The sequence below is a fragment of the Mixta hanseatica genome, from assembly GCF_023517775.1.
Classification (GTDB): domain Bacteria; phylum Pseudomonadota; class Gammaproteobacteria; order Enterobacterales; family Enterobacteriaceae; genus Mixta; species Mixta hanseatica.
The window spans coordinates 4,136,325-4,162,160 of the sequence record NZ_CP082904.1 but is presented as its reverse complement, the minus strand read 5'-3'; the positions used below and the strand labels follow the sequence as shown (position 1 = coordinate 4,162,160).

The following is a 25,836-nucleotide window of genomic DNA, read 5'->3' as shown; positions in this document are numbered from 1 at the left end:
AGCGTTGGAAGTAAGATGAATAAACCGGCTTTTCTCATCACAATTGATACCGAAGGCGACAATCTTTGGCGCAATCGGCAGACCATTACCACGCGTAATACGCTTTTCCTGCCGCGTTTTCAGGCGCTCTGTGAAAAATATGGGTTTAAACCGACCTGGTTGACCAACTATGAGATGGCGAGCGATCCCGCTTATGTCGAGTTCGCCAGCGATGTGATTCAGCGCGGTCACGGTGAGGTGGGCATGCATTTGCACGCCTGGAACAGCCCGCCGGAAACGCCGCTTACCGATGATGACTGGCGCTGGCAGCCCTATCTGATTGAATATCCGGATGCCCTGCTGCGTGACAAAGTCAAATTTATGACCGACCTGCTGGAAGAAAAATTTCAAACCAAAATGGTCAGCCACCGCGCTGGTCGTTGGGCGTTTGATGAACGTTATGCCGCGGTTCTGCGTGAGCTGGGCTATCAGGTTGATTGCTCAGTCACGCCGCGCGTGAGCTGGCGCAATTCGCCTGGCGCGCCGCAGGGGCAGGGCGGCACAGACTATAGCCATTTTCCGCAGCACGCTTATTTTTTGGACCCGCAGGATATTTCACGCAGCGGTCATTCTACGCTGCTGGAAGTGCCGATGAGCATTCAGTACAAGCATTCGGCGTTAATGAATACGTTAAAGCAGGGTTACGATCGCCTACGCGGCAAAAAACGCGGCCCGTCGGTTAACTGGCTGCGCCCTTCCGGCGGCAATCTGGCGGCAATGAAGCGCGTCGCGGAGTTAAGTCTGGCGCAGGGCAACGATTACGTAGAGTTTATGCTGCATTCATCAGAATTTATGCCGGATGGCAGCCCAACGTTTAAAACGCAAGCCGATATTGAGCGGCTTTATGACGATCTGGACGCGTTATTTAGCTGGTTACAGCAGCGTACCCAGGGGATGACGCTGGCAGAATATTATATGATTAAGCAGCGTAAGCCCGTTTAATTCGTTAAGATCAGCGATGGCCTTGATAAACAAACCAGGCCATCGCATGTTTTTATTTGGTAAGTTGCCTGTAGGGCGTGAGGATAATGGCATAAGGAAGCCAGAACATGACCCAATAAATGTCAGGGTTCCCCACAATGAACATGCCTTGCGTTAAATAAATTGGCGGCTTTTGGTTATTTTATCAGCTACTGACGACGTCATCAGGAGAAACCTTATGAAAAATATTATCAGGAATAGCGCTAATGGCTGAAAGATTATATACAGAGATATTTTTTTTGGCCAGAACGGTACTGGCAAGCTGAAAGGCAGGTAATACTATTGATGTGAATTTTTCCTCCAGAAAAGATGGCAGCATCGTTTGTTTTGTTTCATAAAATCTTGGGTTATTAAAGTTATTCATGTCTAACCCAGCAAAAATTATCTTTTTCGGCTGCATAAACCCAGCGATTTGTAATGACCAAAACGCAACGGTGCCTGCATCGAAAATACCTGTTCGTATATCCTGCGAAAAAGCGATGTGTCGATGCCGCGCATCAAGATGTACAGCATCCATCTCTTTATACTGGTCGGGTATTTCCTCCGGGAAAATTCGGGGTTGCATAATTTTAAAACAGGCATCTTCTATTAAAGCAAGCCGACATTTTATTTGTGCTAAAGAAATGGCATCGATAATTTTCAGAATGCCATGCATCGTCGTGAAAAAAATGAGTTCAGATTGACTGACCACTTCTTTAACCATGTCCATATGGCGGTCCAGAAAGGTCATATCAACAATAACATAATAGTGGAAATCGATTTCCTGATGCTTAAACCATGCTCCGTTTAGGCCCATCGCCGGTAGTTGCTGAAGTACTGAAAAATCCGTATGGTTAACCGAAGGACCTGTCGCAACGATCAATAATTTTTCAGGTCTTTCATCGCGTAGCAATGAAAGATTATACAGCGGCACTGGCTGCCCTCGATAACGTAAACTATCGATATGGCCTTGCTCGGCACGACTAATTTTAATATAGGGCCAAAGGTTTTCATTGTGCCGATAACGACGCGGATGCGTGTATCGATATATTTGTTTAAAAAAAGTCCCCATTAAATAAGCGTCCTAAGCCTGCTTTCGACCTGTGCCGCACTAATATCTTTCATTTCAGTCGAATTTTCAGGTTTGCATACATGTTGATTCAGCCCATAGCCGCCAATCAGGCCGGGGTCAGTTGGGCCATACAGCGTAATATTCGGCCGATCGAGCGCGGCGGTGAGATGGCTCAGACCGGTATCCACCGACACCACCGCTTTCGCGCCTGCCAGCGTTTGCGCCACCTGCTCCAGCGTCAGCTTCGGCAAGACTTCTACATGACTAAAGCCGGCGGCCAGGCGCTGTGCCCGCTGATGCTCATGCTCCGCCCCCCAGGGCAGCTTAATCCGTAAACCGGTTGGTTCAATAAGCGCAATCAGCTCACGCCAGTGGCTTTCCGGCCAGTGTTTATTATCTCGCGTAGTGGCATGCAGAAAAACCAGATAACGTCCCGTATCCGCCGGCGGATGGGCCAGAAAATGCGAGGCGATGGCGTAATCGCCCTGCGTTTGCGGTTTTTCATAGCCAAGGCTTTTAGCAAACAGCTCGCGGGTACGCTCTACGGCATGTTGACGCTTATCTATTTCGTGACGTTTGTCATACCACCAACTGGCGAAAGGCTCACGCGCGCTGCGGCTATCCTGGCCATGCTTGACGCCTTTTGCCAGCCGGGTCACCAGCGCTGCGCTTTTAATCAAACCCTGCGCATCAATCACCACATCATATTCACGAGCCTGTAGCGCCCGTTTAAACGCGACGCGTTCTTCACGTTGCTGGCTACCGAACCAGTGTTTACGCCAGCGGCGAATCGCGACCGGCAGCACACGATCTACCGCCGGGTGCCAGGCGGGGATTTGGGCGAAGTTTTCCTCAACTACCCAGTCAAAGCGAATATCAGGAATTTCCCGCATGGCATCGGTCAACGCCGGTAGCGTATGAAGTACGTCCCCCATTGAAGAGGTTTTAACAATCAGTACCTTCATGCACGCTCCTGCTGGCTTAATAACGCCGTGAGTTCTTCCATAACGCGCGTGGGTTGGATATCAATCAGGCTTTGATGATAGCCCTGTTCCGCCTCGCCTTTACGCACCTTATGATAACCGGTAATCAGGCGAATAACGCGCGCCTGCTGCGATAACGGCGGGGTAAAATCAGGGCTGCTGGGCCCGTACAGCGCCACCAGCGGGCGGTTCAGCGCGGCGGCGATATGCATCAGTCCGGAGTCATTAGTCACCACCGCATGACAGTGCGCCAGCAGAATTACCGCCTGTTCCAGTTTGGTTTCACCGGCCAGGTTATGACAATAGCGGCGTCCGGCTTCATCCAACGTTTGACGGATCTGTTCGCCGGTTTCCCGATCTTTCGCCGAGCCAAACAGCACCACCTGATAACCGGCCGCGATAAGCTGCTGCGCCAGCGCGGCATAGTGATAGTGCGGCCAGCGCTTGGCGGGACCGAATTCCGCGCCCGGGCAGAATCCGATTATCGGCCGCTCGGCGGTAAGGGAAAATTGCGCTGCGGTTTCGATTTTTTCCTGCTCTTCCACCTGCAGGCGTGGCCACAGTAAAGGCTGCGGCAGATCGCGGGCGCTTTTCATCCGTCCGGCGTCATAGGCCAATGCGACATAGCGCTCTACCATCAGCGGAAAAGCAGGCTTATCCAGCACGCGCAGATCGTTTAACAGGCCATAGCGCATTTCACCGCGCCAGCCGGTACGTTGCGGAATGCCGGCAAAAAAAGGCACCAGCGCTGATTTAAACGAACCGGGCAGCACATAAGCGCGCTGATACTTTTTATGCCGCAGCGCTTTGCCAAGACGATAGCGCTCGCTCAGTGCCAGCGCGCCGTGTCCCAATGGCATTGCCAGCGCTTCGTTGACTTCCGGCATGCGCGACAGCAACGGACGGCACCAGGCGGGTGCCATCACATCAATTTCGGCATCAGGATGCTCGGCCTTCAGCGTGCGATAGAGACTTTGCGACATCATCATATCGCCGACCCAGGAAGGGCCGATTACCAGTATTTTCATGCCGGGTGCGCCTTCCTTATGCGTCGCGGTTCAGCCAGGCCATGTAATCAGCCACGCCTTCGGCCACGGTTTTAAACGGTTTGTCATAGCCTGCCGCGCGCAGATTAGTGAGATCCGCTTTGGTATAGGCCTGATAACGTCCCTTGAGTTTTTCCGGGAAAGGAATGTATTCGATCGCACCTTTCTGGTGGTACGCCAGCGCGGCATCCGCCACGGCCTGGAACGATTCGGCGCGGCCGGTTCCGCAGTTAAAGATGCCGGATACGCCCTGTTTCCAGAACCACAGATTCACCGCAGCGACATCGCTAACGTGAATAAAGTCGCGTTTGAAGTTATCACTGCCTTCAAACAGTTTGGGGTTTTCGCCGTTGTTTAACTGCGTATTCAGATGGAAAGCGACGCTGGCCATGCTGCCTTTATGACCTTCGCGCGGTCCGTAAACGTTGAAGTAGCGGAAGCCGCAAATCTGAGAATCCGCTTCCGGCAGAATTTGACGCACATAGTGATCGAACAGCATTTTCGAGTAGCCATACACGTTCAGCGGCTGCTCATACTGACGCTCCTCGATAAAGTTATCGTTGCGTCCGCCGTAGGTAGCCGCAGAGGAGGCATAGAGAAACGGAATTTCGCGCTCCAGGCAGAAGTGCAGCAGCTCTTTGGAGTACTGATAGTTGTTCTCCATCATGTACTTGCCATCCCACTCGGTAGTTGCAGAGCAGGCGCCTTCATGGAAAACCGCATCGATATCACCCAAATCATCTCCGGCCATGATGCTGGCGATGAAATCCTCTTTATCCATGTAATCAGCGATATCAAGGTCGACCAGATTAACGAATTTGGTGCCGTCTTTTAGGTTATCCACCACCAGAATATCGGTAATACCTTCCTCGTTGAGCGCTTTAACAATATTGCTGCCGATCATGCCGGCGCCGCCAGTCACAATAATCATGTGCTTAACCTTTAACAGTGAGGCGGAACGGGGAGTTCCACACCTAAATAATTATCATCATAACATTTCATCGGCATACAGGCAGCCAGAGGAGTCCGTAACGAAATGTAACTCCCTTATCAGGCGTGATATATGCTGCAAAATTGACATTCTGTTGCGGCAAATATCGTTTGCTTATTAAGCGTTCAGTATGATGTGCCGACTATAAGCCGGTAACGGAGAATAAAAATGCCTGCGGATTTTTATCGTCAAATCGAGCAACAGTTAACAGAGACGCAACAGGAAGGATTGTTCAAGCGAGAGCGTATTATTACCTCGGCGCAGCAGGCCGATATTCGCCTCGATGCGGGACAGGAAGTGGTGAATTTTTGTGCCAATAACTATCTTGGGCTGGCCAATCATCCGGCATTAATTTTGGCGGCCCAGGAAGGGATGAACAGCCACGGTTTCGGCATGGCATCGGTGCGCTTTATCTGTGGCACGCAGGATATTCACAAACAGCTGGAGCAGCGGCTGGCTGAATTTCTCGGCATGGAAGATGCAATTCTCTATTCCTCCTGTTTTGATGCTAACGGCGGGCTGTTTGAAACCCTGCTGGCAGCGGAAGATGCGGTGATTTCCGATGCGCTGAACCACGCGTCAATTATTGACGGCGTACGCCTGTGTAAGGCGCGGCGCTACCGTTATGCCAATAACGATATGGCAGAGCTGCGCGCCCGGCTTGAAGAGGCGCGAGCGGCGGGCGCCCGTCATATCCTTATCGCTACCGATGGCGTGTTTTCTATGGATGGCGTTATCGCCAATCTGCGCGGTATTTGCGATCTCGCCGATGAGTTTGATGCGTTGGTGATGGTGGACGATTCACATGCAGTGGGGGTTGTGGGCACGGGCGGCCGCGGTACGCATGAATACTGCGAGGTGATGGGCCGCGTGGATATCATAACCGGCACGTTGGGTAAAGCGCTCGGCGGCGCCTCCGGTGGCTATACGGCGGCGAAAAAAGAGGTGGTGGAGTGGCTGCGTCAGCGTTCGCGCCCCTATCTGTTTTCCAACTCGCTGGCGCCGGCGATCGTCAGCGCATCGCTGCGGGTGCTGGATATGCTGAGCGATGGCGACGGGCTGCGGCAGCGTCTGTGGGATAACGCCCGCTACTTTCGCCAGGCGTTGACCGATGCTGGCTTTACGCTGGCTGGCGCCGATCATGCCATTATTCCGGTGATGCTGGGCGAGGCGAAGGTTGCGCAGGTGTTCGCGCGTTTGTTACAGGACGAAGGCATCTACGTGACCGGCTTTTTCTATCCGGTGGTACCGCAGGGACAGGCGCGTATTCGTACGCAAATTTCCGCCGGGCATACGCGCCAGCAGCTTGAGCGTGCGGTTGATGCCTTTACGCGCATTGGTAAACAGCTTGGCGTCATCGTCTGAGGAGAGTCGTGATGAAAGCATTGGCAAAACTCAAGGCGACGGAAGGGATATGGATGGTAACGGATGCGCCCATTCCAGAACCGGGCCATAACGACTTGCTGATAAAAATCCGTAAAACCGCTATCTGCGGCACCGATATCCATATTTATAACTGGGATGAGTGGTCGCGAAAAACTATTCCGGTGCCAATGATTGTCGGCCATGAATATGTGGGCGAAGTGGTTGCGGTGGGGCAGGAGGTCAAAGGCTTCAAGGTGGGCGATCGCGTATCGGGAGAGGGGCATATCACCTGCGGACACTGCCGTAACTGCCGCGCCGGGCGCACGCACCTCTGTCGGAATACGGTTGGCGTGGGCGTGAACCGCCAGGGCTGTTTCGCTGAATATTTGGTAATCCCGGCGTTTAACGCCTTTAAGATCCCCGATAACATTTCCGATGAGCTGGCGGCGATATTCGATCCCTTCGGCAATGCGGTGCATACCGCCCTCTCTTTTGATTTGGTCGGCGAGGATGTACTGATTACCGGCGCCGGGCCAATTGGTATTATGGCGGCGGCAGTGTGTAAACATGTCGGCGCACGTCACGTGGTGATTACCGACGTCAATGAGTATCGTCTGGGGCTGGCGCGTCAGATGGGCGTTACCCGTGCGGTTAACGTAAGCCGTGAATCGCTGTCGCAGGTGATGGGCGAGCTGGGCATGACTGAAGGTTTTGATGTCGGGCTGGAAATGTCCGGCGCGCCGCCTGCCTTCCGCGCCATGCTGGAAGCGATGAACCACGGCGGACGTATCGCACTGCTGGGCATTCCGCCGTCCGATATGGCGATTGACTGGAATCAGGTCATCTTTAAGGGATTATTTATTAAAGGAATTTATGGTCGGGAGATGTTTGAAACCTGGTACAAAATGGCCGCGCTGATCCAGTCGGGTCTCGACCTGCAGCCGATTATTACCCACCGCTACAGTATTGATGAATTCCAGCAGGGGTTTGATGAGATGCGCTCTGGTCGCTCAGGCAAAGTGGTGCTGAGCTGGGATTAATCATTAATGGCTGCCCGCATCAGCAGAAGGCGGGCAGCCATACGCTTACTGTTTCTTTTCCGCATCGGTCAGGTAGCGCACTTTGCGCGTATAGTCCTGTCCTTTAAATAGCAACATCGCATCAGCAGACTGAAGATATTTCTGCCATTCGCTCAGCGGGAATCCACCGTGCGCGCCAATTACCTCTTTTGGGATGACGGATTCTTGCCCGCCGATACGTTTGGAAACCGGCCAGTTTACCCAGTCTCCCAGATTGACCGTTTTTAAATCCAGCATATCAAGCAACAGCGCTAATGGTAACTGATCGGTAGGGGGCTGCGTATCGTCCATTAAATGCCATGTATCGTCAAAAAGAGCTTTCCATAACGGACAAAGCCGTTTCCAGGTTTTCCACGTTGCTACGAGAAAAGCACTATTAACGTGATCGACCAGGTAAGGGCGAATACTGTTTCGGTAATAGGTCGGTTTATTTTCTGCTGTTCCGACCTCTAGTTTGGCTGCCATTTTCCCTTGTCGAAAACTGGAATAAATATGTCTCTCTTTCGGACAAATATTCGGCATTTTTAATAAGTTTAAATCCGAGTCAATCATCAAAATATTTTCAGTTGCTGCATAGAGGGGCGCCTGAATTTTGATCAACCGGCTACGATAGATTTGTCGGTAACGATAACTTTCTTCACGATCCGGCACCGTCAGCGTCACCACGCGCGCCTTCGGTGGCAAATTGCGGAAAAGCGCGGCGGGCTGATCGCTGACAATTACAATCTCTTCTGCCTGGCTGGCATAGCGCGAAGCGAACAGCGCGCTGAGCTCCGCCTCCTCAATAAAATCTGCGCCGGTGCAGGGAATAACAATCGAGGTGACCGGCATATCGCCCTGCACATCCGCCTGCGTATAGGGAATATTGTGGCGCGACTGGATATAACGGTATTGAGGATTCAAAAAATTAAACATGAGAAAAAGATTCCTTTGCCACGCTTTGCAGCAGGGCCTCGACGCCCGCAACATAGTTTTCAATAGCGTAGTGGGCTTTAACGTTGGCATTCGCCTGTGAAATCAGCTGCTGGCGTAGAGCATTATCCTGACTGAGCGCCTGCATATGCGCGCAAAGGCGCACGGTGTCGCCATATTCAAACAGCAGCCCGGTCTGGCCATCATCGACCAGCTCGGCGGTGCCCACGACGTTCGAGCCAATCACTGCCGTGTTAACCAGCATCGCCTCCAGCACTACGCGTGGCAGGCCTTCACTTTTAGAGGCCAGTACAAAAACATCCATGGCCGCCAGATAATCAAGCGCATTATTGCGAAAGCCGGTAAACGTTACGCGATCGGCAATGCCTTCGCGCGTCGCCAGCTGTTGCAGGCTGTTCAACTCGGGACCCGCCCCGACCACCACCATATGCCAGTTAATCTGTGGGCAGGCGCATTGCAAGGCGCTCAGCGCCTGCAGGGTATGGTGCGTTGCCTTGCGGACAATCAGCGAGCCGATGCTGCCGAATAAAAAGCGGTCTTCCGGCAGGCCAAGGCGAGCACGTACCGTATGACGATCGGGCAGGGGTTGATGAATATCAATGGCGTTAGAAACCGTAAAGCAGCGGGAGGCGTCCACGCCGCTGGCACGCAGCGTTTGGCAAACGCCGTGAGAAACGGCAATCACCTTATCGACCCGCTGATTGATCATTCGCACCAGCTGCGGCGTCAGCAGCGGCTCAATGCGGCAATGCTGCACCAGACCCACAGGAAGATCGGCGACCGCCAGATAACCTTCGACGTTGGTGCTGGGCTGGTTATTCATATACAGCGTCGTGAAATTGCCCTGAAGCAGCAGTTCACGCAGCCTGCGCGCATTAGGCGCAACGCGCCAGCGGCGATCGATAATATCGACCACGCGCTTTTTCAGCGAGCGGCTGAAAAACAGCAGTGAGCGCAGCAGCTCTTTTTGCAGCTTGGCCGAAACGGGCTGTTTGCGCTGCGGAATAAAGATGACCGGAATGCCGATGGCGTTCAGCACCGACTCGATGGTTTCACCCTCGCCGCGCTGGTAATTGTAATAAAAACAGCAGGTAATATCGAAACGCTCGCGATCGATGCGCTTCAGCAGCTCCAGCATACTGTTCGTGCCGCCGCCCCATTCTCTGCCGTTATCCAGCAACAGGATTTTTTGTCGAGCTTGCGTCATCGCGCCATATCCTTACGCTCACGAAGGAGGAAATGATCAGGGCGGCATTATAAGGATTTACTGCCGTCCTGACGATGGCCAATATATCAAAACAGACTGCCGATCTTTTTCACCACCGGGCTTTGCTCCACGCTCTCAGTAATCACGCTTAGCGCGCGCGTTGCCGGGACTGGCGCTAACGGCTGCGCCGGGCGGCAGACCGCAACGCCGCGGAACGGATTACGCGGTTTCGGCATCGCTTTCGGCGCTGCTGGCGCAGGCGCGCTATGGCTCGTCGACTGCGGCTCATTCAAGAGCTGACTGGGGCGCACCAGCGTCACGTCGGCAGGCAGGTTGGGCAGCATCTGTTGCAGAACGCGAACCGTAGAGGGATGAGGATGACCAATCGCAATCGCTGAACCGTTGCGCTGCGCCAGATGCACCGCGCGATTAAACTGTTTACGAATCTCCGCTTCGTTCTGATTATCATCAAGGAACACGCGGCGCTTAATCACTTTTACCCGCGTGCCGGCGGCAGCGCGCGTGGCCTGGCTATTGCCGATGGTCATGCTGTCGAGAAAGTAAAAGCTATAGTGATCCAGCACCTGCATCACTTTTTGCATGCCCGGCAGGCTGGAGGTCATCTTACTGCCCATATGATTATTCATGCCGACGGCGTAAGGCACGTTGCTTACCGCGTTATGAATAATGCGCGCAATTTCCTCCGGGCTCATTTCCGGCTGGAGCGTATCGCGCTCCAGCGGCTGCTTGCTGAGCGGCGCCATCGGCAGATGAATCAGCACTTCGTGCCCGTGCTGGTGGGCTTTGGTCGCCATTTCACGCGCGTGCGGAGCTGTGGGCAGCACCGCTACCGAAATGGCGTTCGGCATCTGCAGCACCTGATTTTCCTGCTGTGGCCGATAGCCGAAATCATCAATCACAATCGCCAGCTTACCGGCATTCGCCGAGCAGGCGAACAGCAGGCCGCTTAGCGCTGCGGCCATTTTTTTAACTGAAAACAACACTTATCTTCCTAACCACGGGAGTGGATTGACCGCCTGTCCCTGACGACGGATTTCGAAATAGAGTGACGGCGTGCCGCGGCCGCCGCTGGTGCCGACCAGCGCGATCGGCTGTCCGGCCTTCACCTGCGCGCCGGTAGTAACCAACGCGCTCTGGTTATAGCCGTACAGGCTCATGTCGCCTTTACCATGTTCGACCACCACGACCAGCCCGTAGCCTTGCAGCCAGTCGGCCATCAGCACGCGCCCGTCGGCGATGGCTTTAACTTCGGTACCTTCCGGCGCATCGATCACCAGCCCTTTCCAGCGCAGCTCGCCCTGCAGCGCTTCACCGAAACGATGTTGAATATGGCCCCGCACCGGCCAGAATGCCTGACCGCCGGGACGGCCCAGACCACCGGTGCGCGACATCAGCGAACGCTCGCTTTCGGTGGGTTTATAGGTAGAGCCTTTAGCTTTCGCCTGCGCCTGGCGTTTACGCACCTGCTCCGCCTCACGCGCCTCACGTTCGGCGCGCGCTTTTGCTTCGCGTTCGGCGCGGGCAATTTTATCCTGTAGGCGGCTTTCGTTCTGACGCATCTCAACCAGGTCGGCCTGATCTTTTTCCAGCGCGCTTTCCAGCGTCGAGAGCGTTTTCTTGCGCGCGACACGCGCCTGCTCCAGGCGGGTCTGCTGCGTTTGCTGTTCGCTCAACAAGGATTTCTGTTGGTTCTGTTTGTTCAGTAAATCTGCTTTTTGCATCGCCAGATCGCGCCGCGTTTTCTGCAGCTCATCGATGCTTTTTTGCCGCGCTTCGTTGAGATAACCAAAATAAGAAAGGATGCGCTCGCTGCGCTGGCTCTCTTCGCCGCTGAGCAAAAGTTGCAGGCCGCTATGCTTGCCCTGACGGAAAGCCGCATCAAGCTGCTGCGCCAGCAGGTTTTCCTGCTGCGTCTGCTGTTTTTGCAGTTGGGCGATAGAGTGGTTGAGCGCGTCGATCTCTTTGTTCAGGCGGGTCAGCTGCTGCTGGGTTTGCCGCAGCTTACGGCTGGCTTCGGCAATGATTTTTTCCTGGCTTTGCAGCTGATCCAGTAGTTTGCTGCGTTGTTCTTTCTGTAAGCGAACGCTTTTCTCTTTTTCAGCGATGTCTTGCTGAATAGATTTAAGCTGGGATTTATTATCATCCGCGGCGCTGGCATGCAGCGGCAACAGCAGTACGCCAGCGCATAACAGGCTGACGGAGAGTGCGGACAGGTTGCTGCGTAACGGCGCGTAACCGGCCATAAAGTTACCTGAAGTCCATGAATGTAAAACTGATGCTTTTTCCCTCATAAGGCGTCGATTATTCCATGATGAATAGCCGCTTGCCAGCGATGGGCAATGCTTTTGCGTTTCTGTTCGTTTCAAACCGCTTTCTTTCGCCGCATAACGGGTAGCGAGAGGCGCAATTCGCTTTATTAAAAGGACATTAGCGGATAATTGCCGCCTTTGCCGTCTCTTTTCTTGGTCGGGTTTAGGTATTGTTTGCGCCGCGGCAAATTTTTTCGGTTTTATACGGCAGAAAACAACACTCTTACCGCTTCGCGGCTGTACATGCGAGGTGGCGTAGGTATACTCAGAAACCTATTTTTCGCTTATTAACCCTGTCGGGAGTTGTTACCCCTCATGCAAGAAATTATGCAATTCGCAAGCAATCACCCCATTCTTTGTCTGGCATGGGTCGTATTGCTGGTTTTGGTGATCGTGACCACGTTTAAAGGCATGTTTTCCAAAGTTAAAACCATCAGCCGTGGCGAAGCGACTCGCCTGATTAACAAGGAAGATGCGGTGGTTGTGGATACCCGCTCCCGCGACGAGTTTCGTAAAGGTCATATTTCCGGTGCGCATAATATTCTGGCGGCGGATATCAAAAAGGGCGCTTTCAGCGAATTGGAAAAGCATAAAGCTCAGCCCATAATTGTAGTCTGCGCGACAGGGACCTCCGCTTTTGAAGCTGCATCTCAGCTGAGCGCAGCAGGTTTCGAGCAGGTCAGCGTACTGAAAGATGGTATTGCTGGCTGGAGCAGTGAAAATCTGCCGCTGGTACGCGGTAAATAACTTTAAAAGGTGCTGAAAATGGCTAATGTAGAGATCTATACCAAAGCAACCTGTCCTTACTGCCACCGGGCAAAAGCGCTGCTGACTCAGAAAGGCGTGGTTTTCCAGGAGATCCCGATTGATGGCGATGCGGATAAACGCGAAGAAATGATTAAACGCAGCGGCCGGACTACCGTACCGCAGATTTTTATCGACGCACAACACATCGGCGGTTGTGACGATCTTTATGCGCTGGATAGCCGCGAAGGTCTTGATCCTTTGCTGAAATAAAGGCTTAACTGGCGCCACGATGGATTTTTTTAACTTACAGGACTCAATAACAATGTCAGAACAAAACACCAGCGAAATGTCATTCCAGATCCAGCGTATCTATACGAAAGATATTTCTTTCGAAGCGCCTAACGCGCCGCAGGTTTTTCAGAAAGAGTGGGAGCCGGAAGTCAAACTGGATCTGGATACCGCTTCCAGCCAGCTGGCTGAAGGCATCTATGAAGTGGTGCTGCGCGTAACGGTAACCGCCTCCGTCGGTACGGAAACCGCATTCCTGTGCGAAGTGCAGCAGGCGGGTATCTTTACTATTTCCGGCATCGAAGGCACCCAGATGGCGCATTGCCTTGGCGCTTACTGCCCGAATATTTTGTTCCCGTACGCCCGTGAGTGCATCACCAGTCTGGTTTCACGCGGCACCTTCCCGCAGCTTAACCTTGCGCCGGTTAACTTCGATGCGCTGTTTATGAACTACCTGCAGCAGCAAGAAGGCGGCGAACCTCGTCAGGATGCCTGATGAATACGCGTAACGCAGCAGTTACCGTGCTCGGTGCCGGATCATACGGCACCGCACTGGCAATTACCTTAGCCCGCAACGGCCACCAGGTGCTGTTGTGGGGCCATAATCCTCAACATCTGGCCCAGCTGGAAGCCGATCGTTGCAACGTGGCTTTTCTGCCGGACGTGCCTTTTCCTGCCACCCTTTCTACCGAACCCGACCTCACTCAGGCCGTTGCCGCCAGCCGTGACTTGCTGATTGTGGTGCCTAGCCATGTTTTTGGCGACGTGCTGCAGCAGATTAAGCCGCATTTGCGCGCCGACTCGCGTATTGTTTGGGCGACCAAAGGGCTGGAGCGCGAGACCGGGCGTTTACTGCAGGATGTGGCGCGCGATATCGTTGGCGATACGCTGCCGTTGGCGGTGATCTCCGGCCCGACCTTCGCGAAAGAGCTGGCGGCGGGGCTGCCTACCGCTATTGCGCTGGCCGCGACCGATCCGCAGTTTGCTGACGATCTGCAACAGTTGTTGCACTGCGGCAAGAGCTTCCGCGTCTATAACAACCCTGACTTTATCGGCGTGCAGCTGGGTGGCGCGGTGAAAAACGTTATCGCCATCGGCGCGGGTATTTCTGACGGCATCGGCTTTGGGGCGAACGCGCGTACCGCATTGATTACCCGTGGGCTGGCGGAGATGAGCCGGCTTGGCGAGGCACTAGGCGCCGATGCCACTACCTTTATGGGCATGGCGGGGCTGGGCGATTTGGTGCTGACCTGTACTGATAATCAGTCTCGTAACCGCCGTTTCGGCATCATGCTGGGCCAGGGCGAAGATGTGGAAAGCGCTCAGGCGCAGATAGGTCAGGTCGTAGAAGGCTACCGCAACACCAAAGAAGTGCGCGCGTTGGCGGCACGCTATGGCGTTGAAATGCCAATAACCGAGCAAATTTATCAGGTATTGTATTGCGAAAAATCGGCGCGCGAGGCAGCATTGAATCTGCTGGGACGTACCCGCAAGGATGAAAACGGCAGTCGCTGAGGCGGGAGACCCGGCTGAATACCTGTGGCGTCTCGGGCGAACCGGACGCTATTTTTTTATCGGGAGAGAGCAATGTCGGATGAAGAGTTACAACTGGTCTGGAATAACATTAAAGCGGAAGGGCGTGCCCTTGCAGATTGTGAACCCATGCTGGCCAGCTTTTTTCACGCGACATTGCTTAAACATGAGAACCTCGGCGGCGCGCTAAGTTATATGCTGGCTAACAAGCTGGCGAATGCCATTATGCCTGCCATTGCTATTCGCGAGATTGTGGAAGAGGCGTATCGCCACGATCCTTCCATGATTGCCGCTGCGGCCCGCGATATTCTGGCCGTTCGCCAGCGCGATCCGGCGATAGATAAATACTCAACGCCACTGCTCTATTTGAAAGGTTTCCATGCGCTGCAGGCCTATCGTATCGGTCACTGGCTGTGGAACGAGGGCCGTCGTGCATTGGCGGTCTATCTGCAAAACGAAATTTCCGTCTCTTTTGCCGTTGATATCCATCCGGCCGCGCGTATCGGCTGCGGCATTATGCTCGACCACGCGACCGGCATCGTGATAGGTGAAACAGCAGTAGTTGAGAACGATGTCTCTATCCTGCAGTCGGTTACCCTGGGTGGGACGGGCAAAACCAGCGGCGATCGCCATCCTAAAATTCGTGAAGGGGTGATGATTGGCGCTGGCGCGAAAATTCTGGGCAATATTGAAGTCGGTCGCGGCGCGAAAATCGGCGCCGGTTCGGTGGTGTTGCAGCCGGTGCCGCCGCATACCACCGCTGCTGGCGTGCCGGCACGCATCGTTGGCAAACCGGCCAGCGATAAGCCATCCATGGATATGGATCAGCATTTTAACGGCACCATCCCCGGTTTCGAGTTCGGCGACGGCATTTAACGTCGCCTTGCGACGGCGTCAGCTTTTTAGCAGGGCGCCGCGATAATCCAGCTGCCGCCAGGCTTCATATACTACCACTGAAACCGCATTCGACAGGTTCATGCTGCGGCTTTGCGCCAGCATCGGAATACGAATTTTCTGCTGTGGCGGCAACGCTTCCAGAATCGTGGCGGGCAATCCCCGACTTTCAGGCCCAAACAGCAAATAATCGCCCACCTGATAGCTTACCGCGCTGTGCGCAGGCGTACCTTTCGTGGTCAGCGCAAACAGACGCTCAGGCTTTTCGCTGGTGCAAAAAGCTTCGAAGCTGGCGTGGCGTTTAATTGCAGTAAATTCATGGTAATCCAGCCCGGCGCGGCGCAGACGCTTGTCATCCCAGGCAAAGCCAAGCGGCTCAATCAGATGCAGCTGGAAGCCGGTATTGGCGCACAGGCGGATGATATTGCCGGTATTAGGCGGAATTTCAGGTTCAAATAAGACGATGTTCAGCATAAGGCCCCCGATAACGAGGGCCGAAGCATAACAAATTAGCGCACAGAGTACAGCGGCAGCCAGACAGTCAGCCGCAGACCGCCAAGCGGGCTGTCATCCGCTTTCACCCAACCGCGATGCTGTTGAACCGCCGTTTCGACAATCGCCAGGCCCAGGCCGGTGCCGCCCGATTCGCGGTCGCGCGCCTCGTCGGTGCGATAGAAGGGACGGAATATCTGTTCGCGATCTTCCGGGCTAACGCCGGGACCATCATCATCCACATGAACCGTAATACCCTGGTTATCTACCGAGAAGCTCACGGAAATATGCGAGTGAGAGTAGCGCAACGCATTGCGAACTATATTTTCCAGCGCGCTTTCCAGCGCGTGAGGGTTACCATACAGCGGCCACGGACCAGGAGGATAGGGCACCTCCAGTTTTTTACCCATCTGCTCCGCTTCGAATTTGGCATCTTCCAGCACGCCATTCCACAGATGGTTGGCCTTCATCGCTTCGCTCACTAACGCATTTTTATGCTGGGTGCGCGACAGCACTAATAAATCGTTAATCATGCCGTCCAGACGCTGGGCCTCCAGCTCAATGCGCCCCAGCTCTTTGCCTTCGCCATAACGACGACGCATCAGCGCGGTGGCCAGCTGCAGGCGCGTTAACGGCGTGCGCAGCTCGTGAGAGATATCGGAAAGCAGACGCTGCTGGGTGGTCATCATACGTTCCAGCGCGCTGACCATCTGATTAAAGCTTGAGCCTGCGGCCAGAAACTCCTGCGGTCCCGCTTCCAGTTCCGGATGCTGGCGCAGGTTGCCGCTCGCGACTTCATCTGCCGCATGTTTTAACTTACGCGCCGGTTTCGCCAGGCTCCAGGCCAGCCACAGCAGCAGCGGGGAGCTGATCAGCATGGTAACAATCAGCAACAGGAGCGGGCGATCAAACAGCAGGTTGATGAAATCCAGCTGGGAGCTGCTGGCCGGGCGCATCAGGTAGAGCTGATAATTATCTTCACCATCACGTACGGCAAACGGCCCTACCAGCTCGACGCGGCCATATTTCTTTTTCTGGGGATGATCGGCATTGTCGGATTGCCCGATAAAGTTACGGATAATCTGCATTTCATTATGCTGAGCGCCGATAACGCGACCTTCGCTGGTTACCAGCAGCAGACGTTGCCCGGGCGGCGCCCATTTGTCGATAGCGCGAAACAACCGACGCCACCACATCAAATCATTGGGCGGATCCTGCATAAGCTCCGCCTCAACATGCTGCTCAATCATGATGCCCTGTCGCTGCTCATTTTCCAGCAGCGACGTGAGCTGTCGCGAATCAAGCTTGGGAAGCATTAGCACCAGCATCAGAACCAACGCCAGCGTTAACCAGAAGATGGCAAAGATGCGGGTGGTCAGGCTGCTTATCATGACGCGGAGACCATCAAATACCCACGGCCGCGCAGCGTTTTAAACCAGGGATGTCCATCGCGGCGTTCAGGCAGCTTACGGCGCAGATTAGAGATATGCATATCAATGGCGCGGTCGAACGGTGTCAGGCGTTTACCCAGCACTTCCTGGCTGAGGTGCTCGCGCGATACCACCTGACCCAGATGCTGCGCCAGCAGATAGAGCAGGGTAAATTCAGTACCGGTAAGATCCAGCGTAACGTTATCGAAGCTGGCTTCCTGACGGCCCGGATTAAGGCGCAGGCAATCAACTTCCAGCGTTGGGGAACTGTTGTCATGCTGTTGCTGCTGTTCGCTCCAGCTGGAACGGCGTAAAATAGCCCGGATGCGCGCCACCAGCTCGCGATCGTTGAAAGGCTTTGGTAGATAGTCATCGGCACCCAGTTCAAGGCCTAAAACGCGGTCCAGCTCGCTGCCGCGCGCGGTCAACATAATGACCGGGGTCTGGTACTGCTGACGCAGCTCTTTTAAGGTATCGATGCCGTTCTTCTTGGGCATCATGACATCCAGTAATAACAGATCGATGGAGTCATCAAGCAGGCTGAGCGCCTGTTCTCCATCTGAGGCGACAACGATATTAAACCCTTCCATTTCAAGTAGTTCTTTAAGCAGCGAAGTTAATTCGCGGTCATCATCAACCAACAGGATTTTATTCATTTTCTAAAGCCCTCCGCAGGCAAAATAGCGTGATCGCCCACCCCATTCCATCGCTTTACGTAGTTTTACACCCCCTGACGCTAGTTTGCAGCTATCTCTGTAGGCTGGACCTCGTTGAATCAAATGATGCAAACGAATGTGGGAGTAAACGATGCGCAAAGTAACCGCCGTCGTCTTTGCTTCAGCCTCGGTGGTTTTTAGTTACTCCAGCGCATGGGCAGCAGACGTTACGACGATTGACGGGATGCATCCGCCGGGCGAATTAATGACTGGCAGCATAGCGCAAAATTCGCAAAGCCATATGTTTGACGGCATTAAGCTTTCGGAACAACAGCGTCAGCAGATGCGGGATCTAATGCAGCAAACGCAACATGAGCGCCCTCCCGTAAACGTAAATGATTTAGAAACTCTGCATAATCTGGTCATTGCAGAAAAGTTTAATGAAACAGCCGTAAAGGCTCAGGCAGAAAAGTTAGCACAGGAGCAGGTTGCGCGGCAGGTCGAGATGGCCCGGATTCGCAATCAGATGTATCACTTGCTAACGCCGCAGCAACAGGCTGTTTTGCAACAGAAGCATGAGCAACGGATGAGTGAGTTGCGCAGGCTGACGAATCTGCAGCAGGTTTCACCGCTGCATGAAGTGAGTAGTGCCGGCAGTAACCAGTAACATAGTATCCCTGTTTTCCTTGCCATAGACACCATCCCTGTCTTCCCCCTCATGATGAGGGGGTTTTTTTTGCCCGTGATTTACTACCCGCTGGCTAACTGGCTAACTGGCTAACTGGCTAACTGGCTAACTGGCTAACACAGGCGCCTGATAACCTGTCGGATGAAGCCTGACTCAGAATTGCAGGAACGGATCATCCAGTTGAGCTTTGCCTGATCACATCAATTTCTTCTGTCTACTTAACAACCCGTTTCACTCTGCAAAAGTACTAGCGCATGCCATTAACGCCTGCCATTTACCCTTGTTCTGGGAAACGCCACCAATATTATAATATTTAAAAATACCCTTTATCCATAATGATTGAAATTAGCCGTTACTTTGGGCGTTAGCGCCAGCATAACGTCGGCAGGGAACGTTAAATCATGAGGAAGATGTTTCGTAGAAGTTATAAATTTTATAGCTAATGGTCTTTATAGTGATCTTATAATTTAATTATTATGACAAACTTTGTCGTTTTGCACTGTAACTAGTGAATAAGGTTTTAAAGTGAATTTGCGAGCGGTTTTACAATAACTAACTTGCTCATAAGGTATAAAGAGAATTATATTTTTCAGAAACGCCCGAGACGGTTATTCCTGTTCCGGTTTTAGACCTGTTATTCCTGAATCATCTAAGGATAAATGAGTAAGAGGTTTTATCTAAGGTGGCCGTATAAGGACAATGGGTAATGTAATTAAAGGAAGCCTAATGGATCAAAAAGAGATAAGAAGGATTTTAGTTATTCGCATTGATTTTCTCGGTGACATGATTTGCACCACACCGTTACTACAGTCCTTACGGAGCCGTTGGCCGCAAGCAGAAATCCATGTCCTTGCTAATAAATATAATGCGCACGTTCTCGATAATAATAATGACATTGACGAAATTCATTATTATGTTTACTCAAAGGAGCATCAAAAAAATCTCAGGTCGGGTTTTTTGAACGCGATTATAGATAGAATCAAGCTGATTGTTACCTTGCGGAAACTTAAGTTCGATTTACTTATTATACCTAATGGAGGGATGAACAAGAGTTCTATTCGGTTTGCTAAGCTGCTGCGTGTCCCGGATTGCCGATGGCATGATGCCGATACCGAGTTTGACGATCGGGTTCAACATCACATTGATAGCCGGACGATGGAACATGAAGCCTTTTCCGGTTTTAATCTTTTACCCGAGCTGACGAAGCCCCATCCTGACCGACTACATCTTCGCATTTATCCACGTACTGATCTTATCACTCTCTGGCGCAAGCGGCTTAAAAATAATTCAAAGCCCAAAATAGGATTGTTTGTCTCAAATAATAGCGCCGATCGTCGCTGGTCATGGGATAAGTGGCAGGCGCTGACAGAAAAACTGGCAGGAACTTATGAAGTAATCATTTTCCTTGCGCCACGGGACCACTTTTCTTTTAGTTGGATGAATGGTGACAATGTGCTGCGGGTAACAACGTCAACTGTTGCCGATCTGGCGGCGGCGATGACCCATCTTAACCTGATTGTTTCTGCTGATAGTGCCCCGGTACATTTTGCGTCTGCACTACAAATTCCCGTTGTCGCTTTATTTGAATCACGGCCGGAGAAATATAAACGATGGTAACCTATAGGGGTAAAACATATCCTTCTGCATGAAGGGAAACAGGTAAAAGATATTTCAGTTGAGTCGGTTTCTTCAGCCGTAGAACAATTGGTTAGTGAAATTTATACTAACGCTGGCTGGCAGGTTGGCATAAATAAACCAGCGCTATGAAATAGCCGCTGTTACAGCTTAATTTTAAAAATGGATGACATCTTAAGTTTATGCGCTTTCTTTCACTGAAATATTGCCCTGGCTGCGGCGTTATGCAGAGTTTGCTGGCGCGTTTAACCGCCACTGATGATGAGCTTTGCGAGAGATGCTATTTTGAGTATATAGCATTGCTGCGTGATAAACCTTTTACTGATAGGAATAACACGCAGTAACGCTTTTTATATGGCGGATTAGCCTGATTTAAAAGGGTGGCCAGAATGGGTGTTAATATCCAAAGATGATTTTTCAGTCATCAGCAAAAATCTTATAATAGTTTGGTTTATTTATTTAATCCTGCGCAGGCTTTACCCTCAGTGACTGTCAGGGCAGAGTCGGTATCCTGCCACTTTTTGCGCTATAGCCCTTATACTTAGCTTTTATTTTTAGTGGGGTGCGGATGATAGCTTCCTATGCGCGGCTGGTTAACCGGGCGGCGCTGGCAGCAACGATGCTGGCAGTGCTGCTGTTACTGATCAAAATATTCGCCTGGTGGTATACCGGCTCGGTTAGCGTACTGGCGGCGCTGGTCGATTCGCTGGTGGATACTGCCGCCTCTTTAACTAATCTTTTAGTGGTGCGCTATTCATTGCAGCCTGCGGATGCGGAACATACCTTTGGTCATGGTAAAGCAGAATCGCTGGCGGCGCTGGCGCAAAGCATGTTTATTTCCGGCTCCGCCCTGTTTCTGTTCCTGACCGGTATTCAGCATTTAGCCAATCCTGGTGTGCTGCATGCGCCGCTGGTCGGCATGGTGGTGACGCTGGTGGCTTTGGTTTCCACGCTGCTGCTGGTCACTTTCCAGCGCTGGGTGGTGCGTAAAACGCAAAGTCAGGCAATCCGTGCCGATATGTTGCATTATCAGTCTGACGTATTGATGAATGGTGCCATTCTGCTGGCGTTAGCCCTGAGCTGGTATGGCTTTACCCGCGCTGATGCGCTCTTTGCGTTAGGTATTGGCGCCTGGATTCTGTTTAGCGCGTTACGGATGGGCTATGATGCCGTACAGTCCTTGCTTGACCGCGCGTTGCCCGATGCGGAGCGGCAAGAGATTGTTAAAATTATCACCACCTGGCCCGGCGTGCAGGGCGCACACGATTTGCGCACCCGACAATCCGGTCCGACCCGCTTTATTCAGGTCCATCTGGAAATAGAAGACAATTTGCCATTAATTCAGGCGCATCGCGTGGCGGAGCAGGTTGAACAAGCGCTTTTAAAGCAGTTTCCTGGCTCTGATATCATTATCCATCAGGATCCCTGTTCTGTGGCTCGTACCGAGCCGCAGGGTTTTTTATAGGCAGAAGTGTGAAATAATATCAGCCTGGCTTTTGAGCGAGGCGAAAAGTCACATTGTGTAAAAGATTTTACCCGAAACTAGTCTGACCTGAATCAATTCAGCAGCAGGGGTTTGATATACTATTTGCCATTATGAGTCGGTAAGATCGGACACTGAGCGGGCGTCGAACCTTTCCGGCGTAACGAATTCATCATTAAGTATTGAGTCCAGAGGTAGCCATGATCAAGAAAATCGGTGTACTGACAAGCGGCGGCGACGCCCCAGGGATGAACGCAGCTATTCGCGGTGTAGTCCGCTCCGCCCTGAGTGAAGGACTGGAAGTTTGTGGCATTTATGATGGCTATCTCGGCTTGTATGAAGACCGCATGATCAACCTCGACCGCTACAGCGTTTCTGACATGATTAACCGCGGCGGCACCTTTTTGGGCTCCGCGCGCTTTCCGGAATTCCGTAATGAGGAAACCCGTCAGGTCGCGATTGAGAACATGAAAAAGCGCAATATCGATGCGCTGGTGGTGATTGGCGGCGACGGTTCCTATATGGGGGCGAAACGCCTGACGGAAATGGGCTTTCCGTGTATCGGTCTGCCGGGCACCATCGATAACGACGTTGCCGGCACCGACTATACCATTGGCTATTTCACTGCGCTGGAAACGGTCGTTGAAGCGATTGACCGCTTGCGTGATACCTCTTCTTCGCATCAGCGTATTTCCATCGTTGAAGTGATGGGCCGTTACTGTGGCGACCTGACGCTGGCGGCAGCGATTGCGGGCGGCTGTGAGTTTATCGTACTGCCGGAGATCCCTTATACCCGTGAAGAACTGGTACAGGAAATTAAAGCCGGTATTGAGAAAGGTAAAAAGCACGCTATCGTGGCAATCACCGAGCATATCTGTGATATCGATGAGCTGGCGAAGTATATCGAAGCGGAAACTAAACGTGAAACTCGCGCTACGGTGCTGGGCCACATTCAGCGCGGTGGCGCGCCGGTCGCTTATGACCGCATCCTGGCTTCACGTATGGGCGCCTACGCGATTGAACTGCTGCTGCAGGGCTACGGTGGCCGCTGCGTGGGTATCCAGAATGAGAAGATGGTGCATCACGACATTATCGATGCCATTGAAAACATGAAGCGCCCGTTCAAGCGCGACTGGCTGGAAACCGCAAAAAAACTCTACTAATGCTTTTCAGGGCGCTGTCCACACAGCGCCTTATTCTCCCCACCTATATTCCATAAAGTAATAACCTCCGATTTTTAATTCTTTAAAACACCGTAAGCTTTATGTCACGCTTTCGTTAATAACTTCCGGGAGAGCGTGCGATGAATAAGTGGAGTGTAGGGCTGGCCGTTTTACTGGCATCAACCAACGTACTGGCAAAAAATATCGAACTGTTAAACGTTTCTTACGATCCGACGCGTGAACTGTATGAACAATATAACAAAGCGTTCAGCGCGCACTACAAGCAGGAAACCGGCGATAATATCGTTATTCGCCAGTCGCATGGCGGCTCTGGCAAACAGGCAACCTCGGTAATCAACGGCATCCGAGCCGATGTGGTGACGCTGGCGCTGGCATCCGATATTGATGCTATTGCCGAACGCGGCCGGGTAAATAAAGAGTGGATAAAACGCCTGCCGAATAACTCTGCGCCTTATACGTCCACTATCGTTTTCCTGGTGCGTAAGGGCAACCCCAAGCAGATCCACGACTGGCCCGATCTGCTTAAGCCAGGCGTTGCGGTTATTACGCCGAATCCCAAAACCTCTGGCGGCGCCCGCTGGAACTATCTGGCCGCCTGGGGCTACGCCCTGGATCAGAACCATGGCGATCAGAATAAGGCGCTGGAGTTTGTCAAAGCGCTGTATAAGAACGTAGAAGTTCAGGATTCAGGCGCGCGCGGCGCAACCAATACCTTTGTTGAACGCGGCATTGGCGATGTGTTGATCGCCTGGGAAAATGAAGCTTATCTGGCGGTAAACAAGCTGGGTAAAGACCAGTTTGAGATTGTTACTCCCAGCGAGTCTATTCTTGCCGAGCCGACCGTCTCCGTTGTCGATCGGGTGGTCGATGACCGCGACACGCGCAAAGCGGCCAATGACTATCTGAATTACCTCTATTCGCCGGAAGGACAGGCCATTGCCGCGCAAAACTTCTATCGTCCACGTGATGCCGAAGTGGCGAAGAAATACGCTAGCACCTTTACGCCATTAAAACTGTTCACTATCGATAATAAGTTTGGCGGCTGGACGCAGGCGCAGAAAACGCACTTTGCTGAAGGCGGCACCTACGACCAGGTAATGAAACGCTAGCACGTTATCCTCCGATGATTTAGCGTGGCGATTCTCGTTAAGGTAACGAGAATTGTCAGCGGTCATCAGGAGGAGTCGCTATGCCAGTGCCTGCACGCGCTCGGAAAATTGTTACGCTTGTTATCGTCTTTATTCTTATCGCGCTGGCCTTCGCGGCGTGGCGTTTTCATCATAACGGCAATGCGCTGTGGCAGATCATTAGCCAGCAGTGCGTGCCGGGTCAGCAGCAAAAAAACGATCCCAGCCCCTGTCAGCGCGTTGATATGGCCGCTGGCTATGTCACGATGAAAGATCGTAACGGTCCTTTACAGTATCTGTTAATGCCCGTTGCCCGTATCTGCGGCATCGAAAGCCCGGCGTTAGGGGATCCCGCTACGCCCAACTTTGTTGCGCTGGCCTGGCAACAGCGTCAGCTGCTGACGATGCGCCGCGGCGCCGCGGTTCCCGATAGCGCGATCTCATTAACCATTAATTCTGAGTATGGCCGCACGCAAAACCAGCTACATATTCATATTTCCTGCCTGAGTCGTGAGGCGCGACAGCAGCTGGACAGGCTAACGCCGCAGCTGAACGCGCGCTGGCAGCCGCAAACGCTGCATCAGCATCGCTGGCTAATCCGCACCATAACGCCGGATGAACTGGCGCAGCAGAGCAGTTTTATTCGTTTTATGCGGGAAGTGCCGCAGGCGCAGCAGGAGATGGGTAAATATGGTTTGGCGCTGGCAAGCTTATCCGATGGACGGCTGGCATTAATGGCAATTGAGCGTGACTGGCTGAGGATGAATCGAGCTTCAGCAGAGGAGTTGCAGGATCACAGCTGTACGATTTTGCATTAAGACGTCACAGGAAACGGGCGGCAGCGCCGCCCGTTGAACATCAGGCTTTCGCTGCGGCAGCGGCCTTGACGATGACGGCAAATGCGTCAGCTTTCAGTGAAGCACCGCCAACCAGCGCACCGTCGATATCCGGTTGCGCAAAAAGCTCTGCGGCATTTTTATCGTTAACGGAGCCACCGTACTGGATAATAACCTGCTCGGCGACTTTCGCGTCTTTCTTCGCAATATGTTCACGAATGAACTTATGTACCGCCTGCGCCTGCGCTGAAGTAGCTGATTTGCCGGTACCAATCGCCCAGATCGGTTCATAGGCAATCACCGCGCCGTTAAAGGCAGCTGCGCCCTGGCTTTCCAGCACCGCATCAATTTGACGAGCGCACACTTCTTCGGTTTTACCCGCTTCGTTTTCTGCTTCGGTTTCACCGATGCACAGTACCGGAATCAGACCCGCTTCTTTCAGCACAGCGAATTTTTTCGCAATAAACTCATCGCTTTCTTTGTGATAAGTACGGCGTTCTGAATGGCCGATAATGATATAGCGAGCGCCAATATCCTTCAGCATTTCGGCAGAGACTTCACCGGTAAATGCGCCAGACAGGTTAACATCAACGTTCTGGGCACCCAGTACGATCTGGCTGTCGGCCAGCGCCTGCTGCGCCTGATCCAGATACATCACTGGCGGGGCGATGGCAACGCCACAACCCTGAACGGCATTCAGTTCTTTACGCAGGCCGTCGATCAGATCGCTGACCATCTTTTTGTTGCCGTTCAGCTTCCAGTTACCCATAACTAATGGATGTCGCATCATATCCTCCACGTGTAACGCAATACCAGTAAAGTACACTGCCCGAAGGGC

The 25,836-nt window shown here is 52.8% G+C and carries 25 protein-coding genes and 1 pseudogene; 14 read left to right on the top strand and 12 right to left on the bottom strand.

Translation table 11 applies throughout. The annotated features are described in order from the left end of the window. Nucleotides 1-15: 15 nt before the first annotated feature. Nucleotides 16-981, top strand: a complete 966-nt coding sequence (locus tag K6958_RS19710; RefSeq protein ID WP_249892660.1) for a polysaccharide deacetylase family protein — start codon at nucleotides 16-18, stop codon at nucleotides 979-981. Nucleotides 982-1,165: 184 nt separating this feature from the next. On the opposite strand, the gene K6958_RS19705 is transcribed toward K6958_RS19710, so the two are convergent. Genes K6958_RS19705 through rfaD form a run of 4 tightly spaced genes read right to left on the bottom strand, consistent with a single transcriptional unit; the run spans nucleotide 1,166 to nucleotide 5,031 of the window. Further along, nucleotides 1,166-2,071, bottom strand: coding sequence for a WaaZ-like lipopolysaccharide core biosynthesis protein (locus K6958_RS19705; RefSeq protein ID WP_249892659.1), 906 nt, complete (start codon nucleotides 2,069-2,071; stop codon nucleotides 1,166-1,168). Next, nucleotides 2,071-3,036: a lipopolysaccharide heptosyltransferase RfaC gene (rfaC, locus tag K6958_RS19700; RefSeq protein WP_249892658.1), complete on the bottom strand. Its 966-nt coding sequence runs from the start codon at nucleotides 3,034-3,036 to the stop codon at nucleotides 2,071-2,073. The genes K6958_RS19705 and rfaC overlap by 1 nt, the downstream gene beginning before the upstream one ends. Further along, nucleotides 3,033-4,082, bottom strand: a complete 1,050-nt coding sequence (gene rfaF / locus K6958_RS19695) for an ADP-heptose--LPS heptosyltransferase RfaF (RefSeq protein WP_249892657.1) — start codon at nucleotides 4,080-4,082, stop codon at nucleotides 3,033-3,035. Before rfaF ends, rfaC begins: the two co-directional genes overlap by 4 nt. 16 nt (nucleotides 4,083-4,098) lie before the next feature. Beyond that, nucleotides 4,099-5,031: an ADP-glyceromanno-heptose 6-epimerase gene (gene rfaD, locus K6958_RS19690; RefSeq protein ID WP_249892656.1), complete on the bottom strand. Its 933-nt coding sequence runs from the start codon at nucleotides 5,029-5,031 to the stop codon at nucleotides 4,099-4,101. A 228-nt stretch (nucleotides 5,032-5,259) separates the two neighbouring features. Between rfaD and K6958_RS19685 the strand changes: the two genes are divergently transcribed. Further along, the gene (locus tag K6958_RS19685) at nucleotides 5,260-6,456 is read left to right on the top strand and encodes a glycine C-acetyltransferase (protein ID WP_249892655.1); all 1,197 of its coding nucleotides are present in this window, start codon (nucleotides 5,260-5,262) and stop codon (nucleotides 6,454-6,456) included. 11 nt (nucleotides 6,457-6,467) lie between these two features. Beyond that, the gene (gene tdh, locus K6958_RS19680) at nucleotides 6,468-7,496 is read left to right on the top strand and encodes an L-threonine 3-dehydrogenase (protein WP_249892654.1); all 1,029 of its coding nucleotides are present in this window, start codon (nucleotides 6,468-6,470) and stop codon (nucleotides 7,494-7,496) included. A gap of 45 nt (nucleotides 7,497-7,541) precedes the next feature. Here the strand turns inward: tdh and K6958_RS19675 are convergent, their stop codons facing one another. From K6958_RS19675 to envC, 4 genes are all read right to left on the bottom strand, one after another. Then, nucleotides 7,542-8,450: a hypothetical protein gene (locus K6958_RS19675; protein WP_249892653.1), complete on the bottom strand. Its 909-nt coding sequence runs from the start codon at nucleotides 8,448-8,450 to the stop codon at nucleotides 7,542-7,544. Further along, complete coding sequence (locus tag K6958_RS19670) at nucleotides 8,443-9,675, bottom strand: glycosyltransferase (protein WP_249892652.1); 1,233 nt, start codon at nucleotides 9,673-9,675, stop codon at nucleotides 8,443-8,445. Before K6958_RS19670 ends, K6958_RS19675 begins: the two co-directional genes overlap by 8 nt. A gap of 86 nt (nucleotides 9,676-9,761) precedes the next feature. After that, a complete protein-coding gene (locus K6958_RS19665) occupies nucleotides 9,762-10,658 on the bottom strand; it encodes a divergent polysaccharide deacetylase family protein (protein WP_249894743.1) in 897 nt (298 codons plus the stop codon). Nucleotides 10,659-10,679: 21 nt separating this feature from the next. Continuing rightward, complete coding sequence (gene envC, locus K6958_RS19660) at nucleotides 10,680-11,987, bottom strand: murein hydrolase activator EnvC (RefSeq protein ID WP_256470560.1); 1,308 nt, start codon at nucleotides 11,985-11,987, stop codon at nucleotides 10,680-10,682. A 333-nt stretch (nucleotides 11,988-12,320) separates the two neighbouring features. Between envC and K6958_RS19655 the strand changes: the two genes are divergently transcribed. From K6958_RS19655 to cysE, 5 genes are all read left to right on the top strand, one after another. Then, nucleotides 12,321-12,752, top strand: coding sequence for a rhodanese-like domain-containing protein (locus tag K6958_RS19655; protein ID WP_249892650.1), 432 nt, complete (start codon nucleotides 12,321-12,323; stop codon nucleotides 12,750-12,752). An 18-nt stretch (nucleotides 12,753-12,770) separates the two neighbouring features. Further along, the gene (gene grxC, locus K6958_RS19650) at nucleotides 12,771-13,022 is read left to right on the top strand and encodes a glutaredoxin 3 (RefSeq protein WP_085069326.1); all 252 of its coding nucleotides are present in this window, start codon (nucleotides 12,771-12,773) and stop codon (nucleotides 13,020-13,022) included. A gap of 52 nt (nucleotides 13,023-13,074) precedes the next feature. Continuing rightward, nucleotides 13,075-13,536, top strand: coding sequence for a protein-export chaperone SecB (secB, locus tag K6958_RS19645; protein ID WP_249892649.1), 462 nt, complete (start codon nucleotides 13,075-13,077; stop codon nucleotides 13,534-13,536). Beyond that, nucleotides 13,536-14,555 (top strand): NAD(P)H-dependent glycerol-3-phosphate dehydrogenase, encoded by a 1,020-nt coding sequence (gpsA, locus tag K6958_RS19640; protein WP_249892648.1) that lies wholly within the window; start codon nucleotides 13,536-13,538, stop codon nucleotides 14,553-14,555. The genes secB and gpsA overlap by 1 nt, the downstream gene beginning before the upstream one ends. Before the next feature lie 72 nt (nucleotides 14,556-14,627). Beyond that, complete coding sequence (cysE, locus tag K6958_RS19635) at nucleotides 14,628-15,449, top strand: serine O-acetyltransferase (protein ID WP_085069332.1); 822 nt, start codon at nucleotides 14,628-14,630, stop codon at nucleotides 15,447-15,449. Nucleotides 15,450-15,467: 18 nt separating this feature from the next. Here cysE and trmL read toward each other — a convergent pair whose 3' ends face one another. From trmL to cpxR, 3 genes are read right to left on the bottom strand one after another with little or no spacing between them, the layout of a single operon-like run. Further along, entirely contained in the window at nucleotides 15,468-15,941 is a 474-nt protein-coding gene (gene trmL, locus K6958_RS19630) for a tRNA (uridine(34)/cytosine(34)/5-carboxymethylaminomethyluridine(34)-2'-O)-methyltransferase TrmL (RefSeq protein WP_249892647.1), read from the bottom strand. 35 nt (nucleotides 15,942-15,976) lie between these two features. After that, on the bottom strand, nucleotides 15,977-17,350 hold the full coding sequence (cpxA, locus tag K6958_RS19625; protein ID WP_249892646.1) for an envelope stress sensor histidine kinase CpxA: 1,374 nt from the start codon (nucleotides 17,348-17,350) through the stop codon (nucleotides 15,977-15,979). Continuing rightward, nucleotides 17,347-18,045, bottom strand: coding sequence for an envelope stress response regulator transcription factor CpxR (gene cpxR / locus K6958_RS19620; RefSeq protein WP_249892645.1), 699 nt, complete (start codon nucleotides 18,043-18,045; stop codon nucleotides 17,347-17,349). The genes cpxA and cpxR overlap by 4 nt, the downstream gene beginning before the upstream one ends. A gap of 151 nt (nucleotides 18,046-18,196) precedes the next feature. Between cpxR and cpxP the strand changes: the two genes are divergently transcribed. From cpxP to K6958_RS19590, 6 genes and pseudogenes are all read left to right on the top strand, one after another. Next, nucleotides 18,197-18,712, top strand: a complete 516-nt coding sequence (cpxP, locus tag K6958_RS19615) for a cell-envelope stress modulator CpxP (RefSeq protein ID WP_249892644.1) — start codon at nucleotides 18,197-18,199, stop codon at nucleotides 18,710-18,712. 762 nt (nucleotides 18,713-19,474) lie between these two features. Next, a pseudogene (locus K6958_RS19610) lies at nucleotides 19,475-20,500 on the top strand (glycosyltransferase family 9 protein). A gap of 436 nt (nucleotides 20,501-20,936) precedes the next feature. Continuing rightward, entirely contained in the window at nucleotides 20,937-21,833 is an 897-nt protein-coding gene (fieF, locus tag K6958_RS19605) for a CDF family cation-efflux transporter FieF (RefSeq protein ID WP_249892643.1), read from the top strand. Nucleotides 21,834-22,051: 218 nt separating this feature from the next. Next, nucleotides 22,052-23,014 carry a 6-phosphofructokinase gene (gene pfkA / locus K6958_RS19600; protein WP_085069343.1) on the top strand — a complete coding sequence of 321 codons (963 nt, stop codon included), beginning with the start codon at nucleotides 22,052-22,054 and terminating at the stop codon, nucleotides 23,012-23,014. 140 nt (nucleotides 23,015-23,154) lie between these two features. Further along, complete coding sequence (locus K6958_RS19595; protein WP_249892642.1) at nucleotides 23,155-24,144, top strand: sulfate ABC transporter substrate-binding protein; 990 nt, start codon at nucleotides 23,155-23,157, stop codon at nucleotides 24,142-24,144. An 80-nt stretch (nucleotides 24,145-24,224) separates the two neighbouring features. Then, nucleotides 24,225-24,980: a CDP-diacylglycerol diphosphatase gene (locus K6958_RS19590; protein WP_249892641.1), complete on the top strand. Its 756-nt coding sequence runs from the start codon at nucleotides 24,225-24,227 to the stop codon at nucleotides 24,978-24,980. 40 nt (nucleotides 24,981-25,020) lie between these two features. Here K6958_RS19590 and tpiA read toward each other — a convergent pair whose 3' ends face one another. Further along, the gene (tpiA, locus tag K6958_RS19585; protein WP_249894742.1) at nucleotides 25,021-25,785 is read right to left on the bottom strand and encodes a triose-phosphate isomerase; all 765 of its coding nucleotides are present in this window, start codon (nucleotides 25,783-25,785) and stop codon (nucleotides 25,021-25,023) included. Between the last annotated feature and the right edge of the window lie 51 nt (nucleotides 25,786-25,836).

Bases quoted from the DNA above. Each gene is read 5' to 3' on its own strand.
- fieF (WP_249892643.1), top strand. From the start codon at position 20,937: ATGATAGCTTCCTATGCGCGGCTGGTTAACCGGGCGGCGCTGGCAGCA.
- cpxR (WP_249892645.1), bottom strand. From the start codon at position 18,045: ATGAATAAAATCCTGTTGGTTGATGATGACCGCGAATTAACTTCGCTG.
- rfaC (WP_249892658.1), bottom strand. From the start codon at position 3,036: ATGAAGGTACTGATTGTTAAAACCTCTTCAATGGGGGACGTACTTCAT.
- rfaD (WP_249892656.1), bottom strand. From the start codon at position 5,031: ATGATTATTGTGACTGGCGGCGCCGGCATGATCGGCAGCAATATTGTT.
- grxC (WP_085069326.1), top strand. From the start codon at position 12,771: ATGGCTAATGTAGAGATCTATACCAAAGCAACCTGTCCTTACTGCCAC.
- rfaF (WP_249892657.1), bottom strand. From the start codon at position 4,082: ATGAAAATACTGGTAATCGGCCCTTCCTGGGTCGGCGATATGATGATG.
- cpxA (WP_249892646.1), bottom strand. From the start codon at position 17,350: ATGATAAGCAGCCTGACCACCCGCATCTTTGCCATCTTCTGGTTAACG.
- tdh (WP_249892654.1), top strand. From the start codon at position 6,468: ATGAAAGCATTGGCAAAACTCAAGGCGACGGAAGGGATATGGATGGTA.
- K6958_RS19705 (WP_249892659.1), bottom strand. From the start codon at position 2,071: ATGGGGACTTTTTTTAAACAAATATATCGATACACGCATCCGCGTCGT.
- secB (WP_249892649.1), top strand. From the start codon at position 13,075: ATGTCAGAACAAAACACCAGCGAAATGTCATTCCAGATCCAGCGTATC.
- cpxP (WP_249892644.1), top strand. From the start codon at position 18,197: ATGCGCAAAGTAACCGCCGTCGTCTTTGCTTCAGCCTCGGTGGTTTTT.
- envC (WP_256470560.1), bottom strand. From the start codon at position 11,987: ATGAGGGAAAAAGCATCAGTTTTACATTCATGGACTTCAGGTAACTTT.
- K6958_RS19675 (WP_249892653.1), bottom strand. From the start codon at position 8,450: ATGTTTAATTTTTTGAATCCTCAATACCGTTATATCCAGTCGCGCCAC.
- K6958_RS19710 (WP_249892660.1), top strand. From the start codon at position 16: ATGAATAAACCGGCTTTTCTCATCACAATTGATACCGAAGGCGACAAT.
- K6958_RS19670 (WP_249892652.1), bottom strand. From the start codon at position 9,675: ATGACGCAAGCTCGACAAAAAATCCTGTTGCTGGATAACGGCAGAGAA.
- K6958_RS19590 (WP_249892641.1), top strand. From the start codon at position 24,225: ATGCCAGTGCCTGCACGCGCTCGGAAAATTGTTACGCTTGTTATCGTC.
- K6958_RS19685 (WP_249892655.1), top strand. From the start codon at position 5,260: ATGCCTGCGGATTTTTATCGTCAAATCGAGCAACAGTTAACAGAGACG.
- gpsA (WP_249892648.1), top strand. From the start codon at position 13,536: ATGAATACGCGTAACGCAGCAGTTACCGTGCTCGGTGCCGGATCATAC.
- trmL (WP_249892647.1), bottom strand. From the start codon at position 15,941: ATGCTGAACATCGTCTTATTTGAACCTGAAATTCCGCCTAATACCGGC.
- cysE (WP_085069332.1), top strand. From the start codon at position 14,628: ATGTCGGATGAAGAGTTACAACTGGTCTGGAATAACATTAAAGCGGAA.
- K6958_RS19665 (WP_249894743.1), bottom strand. From the start codon at position 10,658: ATGGCCGCAGCGCTAAGCGGCCTGCTGTTCGCCTGCTCGGCGAATGCC.
- pfkA (WP_085069343.1), top strand. From the start codon at position 22,052: ATGATCAAGAAAATCGGTGTACTGACAAGCGGCGGCGACGCCCCAGGG.
- tpiA (WP_249894742.1), bottom strand. From the start codon at position 25,785: ATGCGACATCCATTAGTTATGGGTAACTGGAAGCTGAACGGCAACAAA.
- K6958_RS19595 (WP_249892642.1), top strand. From the start codon at position 23,155: ATGAATAAGTGGAGTGTAGGGCTGGCCGTTTTACTGGCATCAACCAAC.
- K6958_RS19655 (WP_249892650.1), top strand. From the start codon at position 12,321: ATGCAAGAAATTATGCAATTCGCAAGCAATCACCCCATTCTTTGTCTG.